Source organism: Leucobacter sp. gxy201, assembly GCF_051043335.1.
Classification (GTDB): Bacteria; Actinomycetota; Actinomycetes; order Actinomycetales; family Microbacteriaceae; genus Leucobacter.
In genome coordinates this window covers 1-16,934 of sequence record NZ_JAMXWS010000006.1, presented here as the reverse complement: position 1 = coordinate 16,934, position 16,934 = coordinate 1, and the positions used below count along the sequence as shown (strand labels likewise).

Below are 16,934 nucleotides of genomic sequence, written 5' to 3'. Positions count from 1 at the left end.
GACGTTCTGCTCGCAGAGAGCACCGTGTCCCGCGCGCCGAACCTCAGGGAAGAGGTACGGTGCCGACCAGGCCGACGGAGTGGCCGGCGTTGATCACGACCATGACCTCGTCCTCGACGCGCTCGCGCGAGAGCGAGATCCTGCCGCGATACACTCCGGGCTGATCATCGACCGGCAGCAAGATGTGCCCGTCGGCCCACACCTCGGCGCGCGTGCCCGTCTCTCCGTCGATGCGCACCTCGACATCCCACGACCGCCCGTGCTGGTCGATCTTCACCGTATAGTCGATCTCGTCCGGAATCGGCGCAGCCTCGCCCGCCGTGATCTGGTTGCTCGGCAGCGACGGCGTCAGGAAAGCCGGCTGACGGTGGTGCGTGGCCTGCTCGTAGGCGTAGGCGTAGTCGAGCAGGGCGTCATCGGTGTAGGCGGCGCCCGCGAATGTGAGCCCGACCGGCATCTGCGTGTCGTGCATGTGGCCCATCGGCACCGTCACGGTCGGAATGCCGAGATGGCGCAGCACGCGGTTGCCGTTCGAGTAGACGACGCCGTTCAGCGAGGCGTACTCGAGGCTCTCCACCCGCGTGAACAGATCGTCGCGGCCGACATCGCCCGCCGCCGGGAATACGACGAAGTCGAGTCCCTCTGCCACCAGCCAATCCTCGAAGTCGAGCTTGCGCGCCTCCTCGAGGCCGCGCAGCAGGTGGTCGAGGCCCGGCACGTCGTCGTAGGAGTCGGGGATGCCGCCCTTCACGATCTCGGCGAGGCGCTGCCAGTCGAACCCGGCGCGCGCCCGCGTCACCCATACGGGAATGGGCTCGTCCTTCTCCGGGAACACGGTGTCGCCGTCGACGTCGGCCCAGGTGTTGAGATTGGGGTCGGCGTTCTCGCGCAGGAACATGTCGAGCGCCATCGCGGTGACGACGCCGCCCTCGATCGCCCGCCAGTCCTTCGGCACCAGGCCGCGTTCGGGCAGTCCCTGGGCCCCCGGCCGGTCGACCTCGTAGTTCGAGACGACCGGGAAGTCGACCTCGACCACTTCGGCCCCGAGATCGCGGAGCTCTGCGGCGGCCGCATCCCAGAGCCGACGGACGCTGGGGCGGATCACCGGCGGGTCGATCGCATCGGGGTCTTCGCCGATGTACATCTTCGGCACACCGATGCGCATACCGTCGAGGCGCTCCGGGCGCGGGCGGGCGATAGGGCGGCGGAACACCTGGTCGGGCTGCGGCAGCGAGACCACATTCTGCTGGCGCCAGAACTCGCCCTCCTGATTCTCGTCAGCCTCGGTGAGCACGTCGAGCAGCAGCAGCAGGTCATCGACCGTGCGCGTGTGCGGCACCACGACGTCGCAGCTCGGGCGCAGCGGCCAGTTGCCCCGCAGCGACAGCATGCCGCGCGACGGCGTGTACGCGACGAGTCCGTTGTTCGAGGCGGGCGAGCGGCCCGACGACACCGTCTCCTCGGCCATACCGAAGGCGCACATGCTCGATGCCGTCGCGGTCGCCGAGCCGTTCGACGAGCCCGAACCATACGCTCCGGTGAGGTAGAGCGGATTGTACGGGCTGCGCGCGTAGTCGTAGACGCCGGGCTGGATGCCGCCCGCCGCCATCGGCGGCATGTTGGTCTTGCCGATAAGCACCGCACCCGCCGCGCGCAGTTGGGCGACCGATGCCGCATCCTCGTTCGAGACGAGGTCGACGAGCGCCTCGCTGCCCGAGGCGACCGTCATCCCCCTGACCTTGTAGCTGTCCTTCACCGTGAAGGGAACGCCCTCGAGCTTGCCGGCCTCGCCGCGCCGCCGGCGCTCGTCCGAGGCGATGGCCTCCGCCATGCAATCGGGGTTGATCAGCGGCACGGCCTTGAGGCATTGGCCCGACCGGTCGTAATATGCGATGCGGTTCAGGTAGGCGCAGACCAGGTCGACGCTGGTCACCTTCCCCGAATCGAGTTCATCCAGCATCTCGGAGATGCTCATTTCCAGGACGTCGATCTTCTGCACCGCACTCGCTCCTTCAGCAACACTCTGACTTCTTCGTCACGTGCGGTGCACCTGCGCCGCACGTCTCGCGAACGATGACTGCGCACCCGCATGAAACCGCGGCAGTGCAGTCATTGCTCAGTGTAGACCTCGGGCTCGCCCGGCCACCAGGATGGGCTCGGTGCGGCGCGGCGCCGCATACCCGCGGCTCGGGACCGCGGCGAGACGGCGGGAAAACAAGAATGGCGAGATCTTTCGATCCCGCCATTCTCGATTCGCGTGCGCGGAGGGGGACTTGAACCCCCACGCCCTAATACGGGCACTAGCACCTCAAGCTAGCGCGTCTGCCATTCCGCCACCCGCGCGAATCTTGTTCGGACTTTCATCGGCCGAACAGAGAATAACTTAGCACGGTTCCGGCGAGCAATGCGAATCGCTTCCGGAACTCGCGCGCGCCGCACCTTCGCACCCCGACTCGGGGGTCAGTCCGGGCGCCCGATGGCGGCGATCTGCGCTCCGGTCGCGGCGACGAGGTGCGCGGGCGCGAGTTCGAGGTCGAGGCCGCGGCGACCGCCCGAGACGAGCACCGTTTCATGCTCCTCGGCGCTCCGATCCAGCACGGTCGGCAGCCGCGCACGCTGCCCGATCGGGCTGATGCCGCCGACGACGTACCCGGTGCGGCGCTCCGCGACCGCCGGGTCGGCCATCGATGCGCGTTTGCCCCCGACCGCGGCGGCGAGGGCCTTCAGATCGAGTTTGCCCGACACCGGCACGATGCCGACGACGAGCGCCCCGTCGACGTCCGCGAGCAGCGTTTTGAACACCCGTTCCGGTGAGATGCCGAGCATTGCCGAGGCTTCTCCCCCGAAATCGGTGACGGCGGGGTCGTGCGCGTACGCGCGCACGGTGTACGGAACCCCCAGAGTATCGAGGGCTTTCGTCGCCGGTGTCGCCGACCCTGCTCGCTTCTTCGCCATCGTTCCAGGATACGGCGCGCCGCTACGGCCGCAGTCGACGACGCAGCAGGTCGATACGCTTCTGCAGCTGGGTCACCGACGCCTGCGGCACGGCGGGTCCGCCGCAGACGCGGCGCAGCTCCGTGTGGATGTCCTTATGGAACTCTCCCGACACCTTGGCGTACATGCCGACGAGCGAGCTCAGCAGCTTGCGCTGCTCGCCGAGCGTGCGGTGCAGCGCCTCGGGGGCCTCGGCCTTCTCGGGCGGATGCTCGAGCAGCCCCTGCCGGCCGGCGCTGCGCCTCGCCTGTCGCGCCTGCCGCTGCTGCAGCAGGGCCTTCACCTCCTGCGGTTCGAGCAGCCCGGGGAATCCGAGGAAGTCGAGCTCCTCCTCGCTCTCGACCTCTGCATAGCCGCCGAACTCCGCCCCGTCGAAGACGGCGCGGTCGAAGTGCGCATCCGAGGCGAGGGCCTGGTAGACGAACCCTTCGCCTTCGAGCTCCCCCGAGGCGCGATCCTCGCGCTCCGCCTCCGCCATGAGCGCCGCCTCGGCGTCCCACATCTCCTCGGCGCTCTTCGGGCCCTCGAGCACATGGCCGCGCTCCTTCTCGAGCTCTGCCGCGAGCTGCATGAGGGCCGGAACGTTCGGAATGAACACGGAGGCGACCTCGCCGCGACGGCGCGAACGCACGAAGCGGCCGATCGCCTGTGCGAAGAAGAGCGGCGTCGACGAGCTCGTCGCGTACACGCCGACGGCGAGGCGCGGTACGTCCACGCCCTCCGACACCATGCGCACGGCGACCATCCAGCGCCGCATCTTGTTCTTGCCCATCGAGAACTCGTCGATCTGCTCCGATGCCGTCGCGTCGTCCGAGAGGATGAGCGCGACCGGCTCCCCGGTGATCTCGTGCAGCTGGGCCGCATAGGATTTGGCGGCGGCATGATCGGTCGCGATGACGAGACCACCGGCGTCCGGAATCTGCAGACGCACCTCGGTGAGTCTGCGGTCGGCGGCGCGCAGCACCTTCGAGATCCATTCACCGGCGGGGTCGAGCGCCGTGCGCCAGGCCTGCGAGGTGATGTCTTTCGTGTTGCCCTCGCCGAGGGCGGCCTCCATCTCTTCGCCGGCCGACGTCTGCCAGCGCATCTTGCCGGCGTAGACCATGAAGATGACGGGCCGCACGATCCCGTCGGCGAGCGCGCGGCCGTAGCCGTAGTCGTAGTCGGTGAGCGAGACGCGCGAGCCATCGCCCTGCGGCTGGTACTGCACGAACGGGATGGGCGCCTCGTCGGAGCGGAAGGGCGTGCCGGTCAGCGAGAGGCGGCGCTTCGCAGTGCCGTAGGCCTCGCGGATCGCGTCGCCCCAGCTGAGGGCGTCGCCGCCGTGGTGCACCTCGTCGAGGATGACGAGCGTGTCGGCGCTCTCGGTGAGCCGCCGGTGCTGCACCGGCTTCATGGCGATCTGCGCGTAGGTCACGGCGACGCCGTGGTAGTGGCGACCGTAGCCGAGGCCGTCGCTGTTCGAGTAGTTCGGGTTCAAGCGGATGCCCGCGCGTGCCGCGGCGTCGGCCCACTGGGTCTTCAGGTGCTCGGTCGGAGCGACGACGATGATCTGGCTCACCACGTGGGTGGAGCGGAGGATCGCGGCGAGGCGGAGCGCGAAGGTCGTTTTGCCGGCGCCGGGTGTTGCGGAGGCGAGGAAGTCGCGCGGGTTCTCGTCGAGGTAGAGGCGAATCGCCTCCTCCTGCCATTTCCGCAGTGTGCCGGCGGTGCCGTGGGCGGCGCGTTCGGGGTATGCCGGGGGCAGGTGTTCGGCGGCACTCGTCCCGGGGAGATGGAGCGGGCCGGTTTCTGTCACAGCGTTCTAGTGTATCCGAGGCGGCCGACACACTGCCTCAGCGGGCGGAGTACTGACGGCCGGTGCAGCCCCCGGCATCGGGCAGCACCGGTCGTCTGCGACGGATCGCTGTGCGGAGCGCGACCCCTGTCGCACGTTCAGTCGATCTCGGGCCTCGGGAACACCCGTGGTTCGAGGTCGAGCGAGCGCACGTGCTCGGCGATCTCGCCACAGCTCGTGAGCCAGAGATCGGACATCCCCGCCATCGTCTCGAGCAGGGTTTCGAGCGCGCGCATTCGACCGAGCCTCCCGCTGAGGAAGGGGTGGATGGTCAGCGTGAAGCAGGATTCGTAGCGGTGCGACTCTGCGAGCTCGCCCTGCCACATCGAGAGCGCCTTCGCCGGGTCCTCGATGACGCCGGGCCCGAACACATCGGGTACGAATGCGAACTGCTCCCAGTCGTCGAGGGCCCACGACACCGGGATCTCGACGAGGGAGCGTGCGCCGGCTCCGGGGCGCTCCGCGAGCTCGTACGGCAGGTCGGAGTCCATCATGCTCGAGTCGTACAGGAAGCCGCGGTCGAGCAGGATCTCGGCGGTCGAGTACGACGTCTCCCAGAGCGGCGCCCGGTATCCGACCGGGCGGATACCGAGCACCCGTTCGAGCGATTCGAGACCGCGGTCGATGATGGCGGCCTCCTCATCGTACGAGAGCCCGGCCATCGCCTCGTGCATGTACCCGTGGTGGGCGATCTCGTGCCCGGCATCGCGGATGCGCTTCAGGAGGTCGGGATATCGCTCGACGGTGTAGCCGGGGGCGAAGAAGGTGGCGCGCACGTCGAAGCGCTGGAGCAGATCGAGCACGCGCGGCACGCCGGTGAGCGCACCGTAGGCCTGGTGGCTCATGACCGACAGGCGGTCGCGGGTGCCCCGATCAATCGTGAGCGCGACATCCTCGGAATCGAGGTCGAACCCGAGGTTGGCGGCCGAGCGGAATCCCTTCGGCCAGGCGATCGGTGCGGCAGGCCTCGTGGCGTCTGCGGTGAACTGCTGGGTCATGACTGCGTCCTCTCTCGGTGCTGCGGCTCGTTCACACGCGCGCCCGCGTGCTGCCGCCATTGGCCTGCAGCGTCTGGCCGACGAACGCCCGCGTATCGGGGCGCGAGAGGAGGGCCGCGACTTCGGCGATCTCCTCGGGCCGCCCGATTCTGCCGGCAGGGATCTCGGCTCCGTATCGTTCGTGCATCTCGTGCAGCGGGATGCCGGCATCGTCGGCATCGACCTGCAGCTGCGGGGTGTCGATGATGCCGGGTGCGATGCCGTTCACGGTGATGTTCTCGGGAGCGAGTTCGCGCCCCAGCGACTTCGTCAGCGCGATGAGCCCCGACTTCGACGATGCGTACGCGGTCGCATTCGGCCAGCCGACGACCCCCCATTCCGATGCGACGATGACGATGTTGCCGCGGCCGGTGCGGCGCATGCCGGGCACGACCGCCTGCACGCACCGGAAGGTGCCCGAGAGGTTCGTGTCGATATTGCGCCACCAGTCGTCGGCATCGTGCTCGAGCAGCGGGCTCATCGACATGTAGGCCGCGTTGCAGACGAGCACGTCGACGGGGCCCTGTTCGACGGCGACGGCGTCGAAGGCTTCGCGCACCTCGTCGGGCTTCGAGATGTCGGCGATGACCGGGAACCCCCCGGTCGCCCCGACGACCTCGCGCAGCTGGGGCGTGTCGGACCGACCGTTGATACCGACCCGTGCGCCCTCTGCCGCGAGCCGTATCGCGATGGCCCGGCCGATGCCCTGCGTCGCACCGGTGACCACCGCGATGCGCCCCTGCTGGCGCTGCTTCAACTGCTCGCTCATCAGATCACCGCTCCCATGTTCGGGGAGATCACTTCGCCGAAGCAGAAGCCTCCCTCATCGATCAAGAACTGCACCGCCTGCGCAATGTCCCCCGGCTGCGCGAGCGCCCGGGCCGGCAGCGATGCCAAGTATTCGGGTGTGCGCTGCTCGGCGGGCAGCAGCGGGGTGTCGGTCGGCCCGGGCGCGACGGCGTTCACGCGCACCCCCTGGCCCGCAACCTCACTGCCGAGACTGCGCACGAAGCCGAGAATGGCGCCCTTCGCAGCGGAGTAGTGCGCCTCGCTCTCGGTGCCGGCGATACCGAGCTCCGACGAGATGGCGACGATCGCGCCGGCGCCCCGCTCGACCATGCCCGGCAGCACGGCCCGCACGGGGCCGACGAGGCCGCCGATGTGCACGCGCATCATGCGGTTCCAGCTCTCCTCCGTGATCTCGCTGAAAGGCGAGAACTCGTAGTAGCCGGCGGCGGTAACGAGCGCGTCGATCGGGCCGACGGTACGCTGCACCTCGGCGACGGCCGCGTCGACGGCGTCGCGATCCGCGACATCGCACACGAACGAGTGCTCGAGGTCCGCAATCGGCGCGAGGTCGAACCCGCACACTGTCCACCCGCTCTCCTGCAGGGCTCGGCAGACGGCCATGCCGATGCCCGATGCCGCTCCGGTGACGACTGCCACACGTGTCACGATCGTTCCTCCTTCATTTCGATCTCTGCCGCGACCCGCAGGTCGTCATGCACTTCGCTGATGGGCTGCCTGATGTGGTGTCGCCTCGTGCGGTAGACGACGGCGCCGATGATGCCGAGCGCGACGAGGCTGATCACCATGCTCCAGTCGATGAACCAGGGCTGGTCCGGGATGTCGCGCGGCCACATCACGTTCACGACCTGGAACGTCAACCAGATCGCAGCGCCGTAGGTCACGGGTGCGCCAAGGCGGCCGAGCGTGAACTTGCCCGGCTTCCACTTGCCGCTCAGCCGCACCGCGGCAGCGGCGAACACCGGCACCGCGAAGGCGATGTAGGGGCCCATGACCGAGAAGCTAACGAGCACGTTGTAGAGCTGGGAACCGACGAGGAGCACGAACGCGGCCGCGATGATCGCGGTGAGCAGGATCGACCGGCTGGGCAGCTTCTCCGCGCCGCTGAGGCGCGACAGCCATGCCGCACCCGGCAGTCCGCCGTCGCGGGCCATGCCGTAGACGCCTCGCGACACCGCGGATTGCACGGCGAGGAAGCAGGAGACGAACCCGATGACGAACATGATGAGCAGGGGCTTGGCGATCGCCGGGCCGAGCTGCGCCTCGAGCGTCGCGGAGACGGGATCGCCCATGGGGTTCGCCAGCACCGCTCCGATGTCCGGGATAGCGAGGATCACGGCGACTGCAGAGATCATGACGGTGGTGCCGACGAGCAGCAGGCCGAAGACGATCGCCTTGGGCACATTGCGCTCGGGCTGTTCGACCTCTTCGGCGATCGAGCCGGCGGACTCGAAGCCGAGGAAGGCCCAGCCGACGAACGCGATGGCCAGCAGCATGGTACTGAAGCCGCCGGCATCCGGCCCGGGGAGCCCCTCGAACAGCGTCGACACCGGGTTCACCCGGTGGAAGATGAGGAGCACGATGCTGAGTCCGATCGACCCCACGAGCTCGCAGATGATGCTCGCGATAATCATGATCTTCAGGATCTGGCGCCCGATCATGTTCGCGGCGGTGCCGAGGGCGATGATGCCGAACGCGACAAGGGTGTGCACCCACGGCGCGGCATCCCCCTGCCCGAAGACGGCGAGCAGGAAGCCTGCGCCGCCGTGCGCGAGCGTCGCCAGTGTAATGGTGAGGCCCCACATGTACGCCCAGGCGGCGGTCCAGCCCCAGCCGATGCCCTTCGCGTGCCGCGCCCACTGGTAGACGCTGCCGGCGTAGGGCCAGCGCGAGGCGAGTTCTCCGAAGACGAGCGACACCAGCAGCTGACCGAACATCACGATCGGGAAGGCCCAGAAGAAGCGCGGCCCCGCCGCGAAGAGCCCGAGCGCGAAGATCGCGTAGAGCGCCACGATCGGCGAGATGTCAGCGAAGGCGAGGGAGAGCGCGGATCCGAATCCGAAGCCGCGTTTCAGTCGGTCTGTCGACCCGGGAAGTTGCGTGGTGCCGGCGGTGGTGTCGTTGCGACTCATAGGTCCCCCTTTGGACTCGGTGCCGCATTCATTGTCGAGCACCGGTACCGCAGCCAACAATCGACGATTGCACAGCTCGGCTGTTCTAGTCTCGACTTTCGTCCAACCGCTACCGCTCGTCGCGGAGCTGCCGGTAGGCCTGCACCGCCAGCCACAGTCGTGCGAGATCGCCGGTCTCCGATAGATCGTGGCCGGTGAGCTCTTCGATCTTGCGGATGCGGTACATCACCGTGTGACGATGCAGATGCAGGGTCTCTGCGGTCGCCCGCCACGAGCGGCCGTGCTCGAGGAAGGCTTCGAGCGTCGCCATCAGCTCGGCCGGGCCGCCCGCGTTGCCGAGCACCGGTCCGAGGACGCGGTCGATCAGCAGCCGGGCCTCCTCCGGGCCGCGCGGCCCGAGTTCGAGCGAAGTGTCGGCGTATGCGACCCATCGCGCGTTGCGGCCTTCTGCCGCACGCAGGGCCCAGCCCGCTTCTTCGCGCGCCCGGACCAGTCGACCGATGCTGCCGATCGGATTGCTCGCTCCGGCGCACCCCGCATCGCCGACCGCGTGCCCGAGCGCGTCGAGCATACGCGGCTCCGCCGGCAGCACCACGAACGAGGTCTCGCCTCGACGTATCGTAAGGTGAGGGCTTTCCGCCTGCCACAGCCGCACATGCAGCTCGGCCAGGCGCTCCGGCCGCTGCTCGTTGCGGGCAGCGACGAGTACCGCCTGTGCGAGGTCGATACCGGCGTCTTCGAGCGCGCGGGCGGCCTCGGCGCTGTCGGCCTTGCCATCGAGCATCTGGTTCAGCAGCTCGGCGCCGAAGCGGCGTCGATACTCGATGCCGAGGCGCAGCTGAGAGACCGCGAGCGCCCCGATGGTCGCCGCGTGCTGCAGGAGCAGCAGGTCGGGCATTCTGCCCGCAACGGGCAGGGCCACCAGCACGGCGTCCGGCTGCGCCGGCAGGTCGAGCAGCAGCGCGCGACGACCATCGGGAAGATCGATGCTCGTGGCCCCCGCCCGCACGCTCCCCTCGTGCTGCCCGATCGCTTCGCGCACGACGGCCGGCATCGGCGGCTGCCCGGGCGCCCAATTCTCGCCGGTCTCCCCGATGCAGACACGCACCTCGCACTCGAGCTCCGCCGAGATCGCATCGATGAGCCCCGGGAACCCCGTCTCCTCGTCTGCCGCGCGATGCATCGCCCGATACATGCGCTCCGTGCGACGCAGCCGGCTCGACTGCTCGACCTGGGTCGCCTCGGCGATCTCGCGGGCGACCGCCACGAACGGCTTCGGGTACGCGATCCAGAGGAGCGGAAACCCGAGCTCGTCGCAGGTGCGCAGCATCGTACGCGAGATCGGCGGGGCATACATCTCCTCGCCGATCACGAGCGCGACGGCCCCGTTTTCATGGAGCTGACGCACGAACCGCCCCTGCGCCGCCGCCGCCTTGGGCACTGAGAGCCCGTTGGTCATGAGCAGCTCGCCGCCGACGAGAAACCGCCACGGCTCCTCGATATCACTGGTGTGCGCCCACGCGACGACGCGATCGAGGCCAGTCGAGCCGGCCGCGATCGACAGCTGCAGATGAGACATTTCCGCGAGTTCGCGCACCGTCACCGACATGGAATGCATTCTATGCATCGCCGGAGATGCACGAGCGCGTCCACCGCGCGGCGCTCGATATGATGGATCTTCGTATCCGTAATGCGCCGCGCTCCTCGCACGGCAAAAGGCAGGGGTAGACATTGGCTGAGCATCCATCGTCTGATTCGAGTGACGCGAACGGCGTCGAACTCCCCTGGTCGCGATTCGTCGCGATCGGCGATTCGTTCACCGAGGGCGTCGGCGACCCCGATGCCGATAGCCCAGGCGGCCTGCGCGGTTGGGCCGACCGCTTCGCCGAAGCGCTCGCTGCGATCGACGAGAACTTCTCGTACGCGAACCTCGCGGTGCGCGGCAAGCTGATCCGCCAGATCTCGGAGGAGCAGGTGGAGCAGGCGCTCGAACTGCGCCCCGATCTCATCAGCCTGTGCGCGGGCGGCAATGACGTGATCCGCCCCGGCTCGGACCCCGACGAGGTGGCCGAGCAGCTCGAGCAGATCGTCACCCGCCTGAAGGCCGGCGGTGCGACCGTAGTGCTGTTCACCGGTGTCGACACCGCGTTCCAGCCCGTTTTCCGCTCCATCCGCGGCAAGGTCGCCATCTACAACGAGAACGTGCGCAAGGTCGCCCAGCGCCACGACTGCATCGTCGTCGACCAGTGGGCGATCGACGAATTGAAGGACGGGCGCTACTGGGCCGGCGACCGGCTGCACCTGAACGCGCTCGGCCACCACACGATCGCACGCGCGGCGCTCGCGGCGTTGAACGTGCCGAACGAGCTCACGCCGCTCGATCCGCCGTCGCTGCCCGAGCGCAGCTGGCGCGAGGCGCGCACGGAAGATGTCGTCTGGGCGCGCGAGTATCTGGTTCCGTGGGTGATCCGCCGCATCAAGCACGTCTCGTCGGGCGACGACATCGAACCGAAGCGTCCCCAGCCGACGCGCGCGCGTCGCGGGCGCTACGGGGCTGTCGACGAAGAACCGGAGCAGTTAGGCTGACCTCATGGCACATCTCACGCAGCAGCTCGCAGACACCGTCACCCAGGTCGGGGTGAACTCGGCCTTCGGCGATCCGCTCGAGGTCGACGGCACGACCATCATCCCCGTGGCCTGCACCTCGTTCGGATTCGGAGCCGGCGAAGGCGCCGGTGAACTCGACGGCAAGGCGCAGCACGGCGAGGGCTCCGGCGGTGGCGGGGGCGGCATGTCGATCCCTGTCGGCGCCTATGTCACCCGCGACGGCTTCACCCGCTTCGAGCCGAACCTGATCGCGCTGCTCGCGGTCGGCGTGCCCTTCGTGTGGGTCGCGGGCCGCGCGCTCGCCCGCATCATCCGTGCACTGAAGAAGTAGCCTTCAGCCGCTCCATCTCCAGGGATCGCGCGGCAGTGCGGCAGGGTCGAAGCGCGCCCGCAGCGTATCGACGCCGATGCGCTCGCCCGCCGCGGCCAGTCCGAGCGAGGTCGCGAGCCAACCCAGCACGTCGACCGGATCGACGCCTCGCTCCCGCAGCTGGGCGAGCGTGACGGCGCCATCGCGCTTTGCGAGCCGCGCTCCGCTCGGCCCCAGCACCAGCGGCACATGCGCGTATTCGACGTCGGGCGGCGAAGCCGCGCCGAGGAGCCGCTGCAGCAGAATCTGACGCGGCGTGGACGGTGCGAGGTCGTCGCCGCGCACGATCTGGTCGACGCCCATCGCGGCATCGTCGACGACGACCGCAAGATTGTAGGCAATGGTGCCGTCGCCGCGGCGCAGTACGAAATCGTCGATGTCGCCGGTGACCCGACCCATCAGGCGGTCGTCGAACCCGAGCTCGGTCAGCCCCTCGGGAGCCCGGAGCCGCAGTGCGGGTTCGCGGGGCGCGATGCGTTGGCGCGCGGCTCGTCGTTCGGCCTCGCTCAAGTTCCGACAGGTACCGGGGTAGGCTCCGGGCGGGGCGTGGGGAGCACTGGGGGCGGCGAGGATGTCGCGCCGCGTGCACGTGCACTCGTAGACGAGGCCCGCATCCACGAGCGCGGCGAGTGCCGCATCGTGGTCGGAACCCCGCTCGGTCTGCAGCACTGCCTCGCCGTCCCAGTCGATGCCGAGGCTCTCGAGGTCGTCGAGCTGCCGCTGCGCGCCGCCCGAGTCGCGCGCTCGGTCGAGGTCTTCGATGCGCATGAGGAAACGGCGGCCGCTGGTGCGGGCGAAGAGCCAGGCGATGAGCGCGGTCCGCAGGTTTCCGAGGTGCAGGTCTCCCGACGGGCTCGGCGCGTAGCGTCCGGCGCCGGTCTCCGCGATCTCGATCTCGCGCTCCTCTTCCATCCGACCATCCTCCCACGGCACCGCGGGCTCGCGGCATCCTTCCGACGCACCACCGAATGGCCCATTGCGACCTGCTGAAAGTGGTTCAGCGAGTGGTCCAGTGGGAGGATCGTTCCATGCGTGTTCTCTCGATCCAGTCCTCCGTATCGTACGGTCATGTCGGCAACTCGGCTGCGGTGTTCCCGTTGCAGCGCATCGGCGTCGAGGTCATGCCCGTGTATACCGTCTGCTTCTCGAACCACACCGGATACGGCGCCTGGCGCGGGCCGCTCCTGACCGGCGACGACGTGCGGGAGATCGTCATGGGAATCGAGGAGCGGGGCGGGCTCGAGCGCGTCGACGCCGTGCTCTCGGGGTATCAGGGCGGCGACAGCATCGGCGACGCCATCCTCGACGCCGTCGCCCGGGTCAAGCGCCGCAGCCCGAATGCGGTCTACGCCTGCGACCCCGTGCTCGGCAACGCGAAATCGGGCTGCCATGTCGCACCCGAGGTGCAGAACCTGATTCGCGACCGGGTCGTGCCCGCGGCCGACCTCATCACGCCGAACCAGTTCGAGCTCGGCTTCATCACCGGCACCTCCCCCGACACGCTCGAGTCGACGCTCGCATCGGTCGACCTCGCGCGCGAACGCGGCCCGAAGACGGTGCTCGTCACGAGCCTGGAGCGGCCGGAGCGCCCCGAGGGCACCATCGAGATGCTCGCGGTCGACGGCGACGGCGCCTGGATCGTGCAGACGCCGCATCTCGCCGGGAAGTGGAACGGTTCCGGAGACGTCACCGCCGCGCTGTTCACGGCGCACTTCGTGCGCACCGGCGACGCCGCAGAAGCTCTGGCGCGCACTTCGGCCAGCGTCTTCGAACTGCTCGAGAACACCCTCGCGTCCGGGCAGCGAGAGCTGCAGCTGATCGAGTCGCAAGAAGCGTATGCGGCTCCGAGCATGCGCTTCGAAGTGACGCGGGTCAGCTAGAGCGAGCTGCCCCAGGCGATGCCGAGCGCTGCGAGGGCGACCGCGGCGACGAGCATGCCGATACCGTTCAACAGCGCTGCAGCAGTGCGCTTGCGTCGCAGCAGCTGCACGGTGTCGAGGCTCGCAGTGCTGAACGTCGTATACCCGCCGAGGAATCCGATGGAGATCGTGGCGACGATCGGAGCGTCGAGCGCCGCTCCGGTGAGCAGCCCGAGCGCGAACGATCCGCTGAGGTTGATCAGCATCACGCCCCACGGGAAACGAGCGCGAACGCGATCGGGAATGCTGAGGTCGATCAGGTAGCGCGTCGCTGCCCCGAGGCCGCCGCCCACCGCGACGCCGAGCGCGATCACCAGCTCATTCATCGCCCGCCTCCGTATCGCCGAACGCGGGCGCATTCGATCGTCGCTTCCGGAGCCTGGCGCCCGCGATGATCCCGGCCCAGCTTGCGAGCGCCCCGATGACCACCGTCGCGAGCCCGTAGGCTGCCGCAAGACCGACGATGCCGGCCGTGATCTCGCCGCTGCTGCGCACGAGCAGCGCCGCGCCCGCGGCGAGACTGCTGTAGGTCGTGAAACCGCCGAGCATGCCGGTGCCGACGAGCAGACGGGTCGCTCGCCAGCGATCCTCGCCGCGCGGCGCGAGGCCCTCGACGAGCAGGGCGAGTGCGAATGCCCCGACCACGTTGATGGTGAAGATGCCGACCGGCACTCCGGCTGCGACTCCCCCGACACCGCGCTCGATCGCGCCGTCGAGCAGATACCGCATGAGCGTTCCGACAGCGCCGCCCAGAGCGACCAGCGCGACATCGGGCAGCTTCTCCCGGATGCGCTCCCGATCACTCACACGGACATCGTACTGCGCGGCTCCGATCTCGGCTCGCTAGTGTGTCGCGCCGTTAATTCGTTGCCAGTTTTGCAGAATGGAGCATGGCAACCCGAGGACCTGCTCTTCCCGAATTGAAGCTCTCTGAAGCTGAGCGTGATCAACTGGAACGATGGGTGCGTCGCAGGAAATCAGCACAGGATCTCGCGTTGCGTTCTCGGATCGAGCTGGAATGCGCGACAGGGGCTTCGAACTCTGAGGTGGCCAAGCGCGTGAGTGTGTCGTTACCGACGGTGCGTAAGTGGCACACGAGGTTTCTGGAACGACGGATGGTCGGGCTCGTTGACGAACCGCGGCCGGGTCGCCCAGCGCTGATCAGCGTGGACCGTGTGGAGCAGGTTGTCGTCGACACGTTGGAGTCGACGCCGAAGAACGCCACGCACTGGTCGCGGGCGAAGATGGCTGAGAGATCGGGGCTGTCGAAATCGACGGTGGGTCGAATCTGGAAGGCGTTCGGATTGAAGCCGCACCTGGAGGAAGAATTCAAGCTCTCCAACGACCCGCTGTTCACCGAGAGGGTCTACGACATTGTTGGCCTTTATCTGAACCCACCCGAGTCGGCGGTAGTGTTCAGCGTCGATGAGAAGAGTCAGGTGCAGGCTTTGGCCCGCTCACAACCGGCGTTCCCGATGATGCCAGGAGTCCCCGAGCGACGCACACACGACTATGTCCGGCATGGCACGACGAGCCTGTTCGCCGCGCTGAACGTCGCCGACGGGACGGTGATCTCTTCAATTCATCGCAAGCATCGTTCGATCAAGTTCAAGAAGTTCCTTCAGAAGATCGACAAGAACGTCCCCGAACACCTCGATGTGCACATCGTCTGCAACAACTACTCCACGCACAAGCATCCCTTGGTGAAGGTCTGGCTGGAGAAACATCCCCGCTTCCACATGCACTTCACGCCGACCTACTCGTCATGGATCAACCAGGTCGAGCGGCTCTTCGCCGAAGTCACCCGCGATCTCTTGCAACGCTCCGATCACCGCAGCGTGCAAGCGATTGAGGAGGACCTCCGCGACTGGGTGAAAGCATGGAACGAGAACCCGAAGCCATTCATCTGGACCAAGACTGCCAAGGACACCCTTGAATCCATCGCCAGATACCTGAAACGAATTAACGGACCAGAACACTAGCCGCGCGGCACGGGCGGGCCGAGGATCAGGAGCACCGCGAATACGACGGCCACGAGCACGACGAGCAGCACGATCGCGAGCAGCGGATGCCGCAGCACCCATGCCTGCACGTGCTCGATGAAGCCGCGCGGGGCGTCGCCGCCGGGCAGCAGCCGCCACCCGCCGGCCAGCAGACCCTTGCGGTCGATCGCGAACTCGAAGGGAACCGTGGCGAAGGGCACGACCGCCGTGATCAGCCCGAGAATGCCGGTACCCGCCTTCCAGCGCTGGTTCACCCACACGAATACGGTCGTCACGCCGTAGCAGAGGAAGACGAAGCCGTGCACGCCGCCGGCGATCGGCATCGCTGCGTCGGTCACACCGGTACCGCGAAGGATCATGGCGGTGATCAGGCCCGCCCAGGTGACGACTTCGGCGAAGGCAAAGGTGCGGAAAAGCGTGCGCGGCGACATGCCGATCACGCTACCGAATGCTCCGAGCCAAACCCTGCGCGTTGCCTGTTCTCGGTGGGGCCGGAGCCTTCTCGAGCGTCGCACTCGCGCGGGATCGCCCCGATGTGCAACTCGGACGGATCTTGGGTTATGATCGTAGGGTTGCCTCGCCCGAGCGGCAGGTCAGCATGGTGGGCATAGCTCAGTTGGTAGAGCACCGGCTTGTGGTGCCGGTGGTCGCGGGTTCAAGTCCCGTTGTCCACCCGGAGAGAAAATAGCTCCTGACCAGGTATTTATTTATCTGAGTCGGGAGCTATTTTTGGCTCTTCTGACTGATCTGTGGGTTACCGGCGTCCGGGCAGGATGGGCCGGTGTCCGCCGAGGGTGAGCATCGCGAGCGCGATCAACGCGTCCGGGGAGCGGAATCCGAACGCGACCCTGGTGATGAGGCGGATCTTCTGATTCATTGACTCGATCCGCCCGTTCGAATGAATCGGCCTGGGCGTATCGGAGGGCTGTGTTAGGCGACAGCGGGCTCGCTGACACTCTGTGTTGAATCGTAGTAGATCTCTTCGTACTCGGCCGGCGGGATGTCTCCGATGCTGGAGTGGAGGCGCTCAGTGTTGTACCAGTGCACCCACGACGCCGTCGCCTGTTCAACTTGCCGCCATCCCTCCCAGATAGGGCGTTCGTGCTCGATGACCTCGGTTTTGAACAGCCCGATCGTAGACTCCATCAGCGCGTTATCCAGCGCGTCACCGACGGATCCGATCGACCCGGTGATCCCGGCCTCCTGGAGTTCCTCGGTGAACGCCAAC

At 67.8% G+C, this 16,934-nt stretch carries 17 protein-coding genes, 2 tRNA genes and 1 pseudogene; 5 read left to right on the top strand and 15 right to left on the bottom strand.

Annotation, left to right across the window (positions count from 1 at the left end):
* Positions 1 to 43 precede the first annotated feature (43 nt).
* The 9 genes from NHL51_RS10705 to NHL51_RS10665 all read right to left on the bottom strand — a co-directional run bounded on the left by NHL51_RS10705 (position 44) and on the right by NHL51_RS10665 (position 10,416).
* Positions 44 to 1,999, bottom strand: a complete 1,956-nt coding sequence (locus tag NHL51_RS10705; RefSeq protein WP_434143654.1) for an amidase — start codon at positions 1,997 to 1,999, stop codon at positions 44 to 46.
* Positions 2,000 to 2,258: 259 nt separating this feature from the next.
* Positions 2,259 to 2,343: transfer RNA gene (locus tag NHL51_RS10700), tRNA-Leu, on the bottom strand.
* A 117-nt stretch (positions 2,344 to 2,460) separates the two neighbouring features.
* Positions 2,461 to 2,955, bottom strand: a complete 495-nt coding sequence (gene ybaK / locus NHL51_RS10695; protein WP_434143652.1) for a Cys-tRNA(Pro) deacylase — start codon at positions 2,953 to 2,955, stop codon at positions 2,461 to 2,463.
* A 22-nt stretch (positions 2,956 to 2,977) separates the two neighbouring features.
* Entirely contained in the window at positions 2,978 to 4,792 is a 1,815-nt protein-coding gene (locus tag NHL51_RS10690; protein ID WP_434143651.1) for a DEAD/DEAH box helicase, read from the bottom strand.
* Positions 4,793 to 4,929: 137 nt separating this feature from the next.
* Complete coding sequence (locus NHL51_RS10685) at positions 4,930 to 5,829, bottom strand: polysaccharide deacetylase family protein (protein ID WP_434143650.1); 900 nt, start codon at positions 5,827 to 5,829, stop codon at positions 4,930 to 4,932.
* A gap of 31 nt (positions 5,830 to 5,860) precedes the next feature.
* On the bottom strand, positions 5,861 to 6,637 hold the full coding sequence (locus tag NHL51_RS10680; RefSeq protein ID WP_434143648.1) for an SDR family NAD(P)-dependent oxidoreductase: 777 nt from the start codon (positions 6,635 to 6,637) through the stop codon (positions 5,861 to 5,863).
* Positions 6,637 to 7,323 (bottom strand): SDR family NAD(P)-dependent oxidoreductase, encoded by a 687-nt coding sequence (locus NHL51_RS10675; RefSeq protein ID WP_434143646.1) that lies wholly within the window; start codon positions 7,321 to 7,323, stop codon positions 6,637 to 6,639. The genes NHL51_RS10680 and NHL51_RS10675 overlap by 1 nt, the downstream gene beginning before the upstream one ends.
* Positions 7,320 to 8,807 (bottom strand): APC family permease, encoded by a 1,488-nt coding sequence (locus NHL51_RS10670; protein ID WP_434143645.1) that lies wholly within the window; start codon positions 8,805 to 8,807, stop codon positions 7,320 to 7,322. Before NHL51_RS10670 ends, NHL51_RS10675 begins: the two co-directional genes overlap by 4 nt.
* A gap of 109 nt (positions 8,808 to 8,916) precedes the next feature.
* Complete coding sequence (locus tag NHL51_RS10665; RefSeq protein WP_434143643.1) at positions 8,917 to 10,416, bottom strand: PucR family transcriptional regulator; 1,500 nt, start codon at positions 10,414 to 10,416, stop codon at positions 8,917 to 8,919.
* A gap of 122 nt (positions 10,417 to 10,538) precedes the next feature.
* Between NHL51_RS10665 and NHL51_RS10660 the strand changes: the two genes are divergently transcribed.
* Both NHL51_RS10660 and NHL51_RS10655 read left to right on the top strand, forming a co-directional pair.
* Positions 10,539 to 11,393, top strand: coding sequence for an SGNH/GDSL hydrolase family protein (locus tag NHL51_RS10660; protein ID WP_434143641.1), 855 nt, complete (start codon positions 10,539 to 10,541; stop codon positions 11,391 to 11,393).
* 4 nt (positions 11,394 to 11,397) lie between these two features.
* On the top strand, positions 11,398 to 11,745 hold the full coding sequence (locus tag NHL51_RS10655) for a spore germination protein GerW family protein (protein ID WP_434143640.1): 348 nt from the start codon (positions 11,398 to 11,400) through the stop codon (positions 11,743 to 11,745).
* 3 nt (positions 11,746 to 11,748) lie between these two features.
* Here NHL51_RS10655 and gluQRS read toward each other — a convergent pair whose 3' ends face one another.
* Positions 11,749 to 12,696 carry a tRNA glutamyl-Q(34) synthetase GluQRS gene (gene gluQRS / locus NHL51_RS10650; protein ID WP_434143638.1) on the bottom strand — a complete coding sequence of 316 codons (948 nt, stop codon included), beginning with the start codon at positions 12,694 to 12,696 and terminating at the stop codon, positions 11,749 to 11,751.
* Positions 12,697 to 12,812: 116 nt separating this feature from the next.
* On the opposite strand from gluQRS, the gene pdxY reads away from it, so the two are divergent.
* Entirely contained in the window at positions 12,813 to 13,664 is an 852-nt protein-coding gene (gene pdxY / locus NHL51_RS10645) for a pyridoxal kinase PdxY (protein ID WP_434143636.1), read from the top strand.
* Here pdxY and crcB read toward each other — a convergent pair.
* Together crcB and NHL51_RS10635 are read right to left on the bottom strand one after the other, a co-directional pair.
* Entirely contained in the window at positions 13,661 to 14,029 is a 369-nt protein-coding gene (crcB, locus tag NHL51_RS10640) for a fluoride efflux transporter CrcB (protein WP_434143634.1), read from the bottom strand. The genes pdxY and crcB overlap by 4 nt on opposite strands.
* On the bottom strand, positions 14,022 to 14,510 hold the full coding sequence (locus NHL51_RS10635) for a fluoride efflux transporter FluC (protein ID WP_434143632.1): 489 nt from the start codon (positions 14,508 to 14,510) through the stop codon (positions 14,022 to 14,024). Before NHL51_RS10635 ends, crcB begins: the two co-directional genes overlap by 8 nt.
* Positions 14,511 to 14,593: 83 nt before the next feature.
* Here NHL51_RS10635 and NHL51_RS10630 point away from each other — a divergent pair, with 83 nt between their 5' ends.
* Positions 14,594 to 15,685 carry an IS630 family transposase gene (locus NHL51_RS10630; RefSeq protein WP_434143630.1) on the top strand — a complete coding sequence of 364 codons (1,092 nt, stop codon included), beginning with the start codon at positions 14,594 to 14,596 and terminating at the stop codon, positions 15,683 to 15,685.
* Here NHL51_RS10630 and NHL51_RS10625 read toward each other — a convergent pair.
* Positions 15,682 to 16,137 carry a DUF3817 domain-containing protein gene (locus tag NHL51_RS10625; RefSeq protein WP_434143628.1) on the bottom strand — a complete coding sequence of 152 codons (456 nt, stop codon included), beginning with the start codon at positions 16,135 to 16,137 and terminating at the stop codon, positions 15,682 to 15,684. The two genes, NHL51_RS10630 and NHL51_RS10625, sit on opposite strands and share 4 nt — an antisense overlap.
* A 170-nt stretch (positions 16,138 to 16,307) precedes the next feature.
* On the opposite strand from NHL51_RS10625, the gene NHL51_RS10620 reads away from it, so the two are divergent.
* Positions 16,308 to 16,380 (top strand) — tRNA-His (locus NHL51_RS10620).
* Between the two features lie 80 nt (positions 16,381 to 16,460).
* Here NHL51_RS10620 and NHL51_RS10615 read toward each other — a convergent pair.
* A pseudogene (locus NHL51_RS10615) lies at positions 16,461 to 16,604 on the bottom strand (transposase); the annotation flags it as partial.
* Between the two features lie 32 nt (positions 16,605 to 16,636).
* A partial coding sequence (locus NHL51_RS10610; RefSeq protein WP_434143626.1) for an integrase core domain-containing protein occupies positions 16,637 to 16,934 on the bottom strand: 298 nt, incomplete at its 5' end.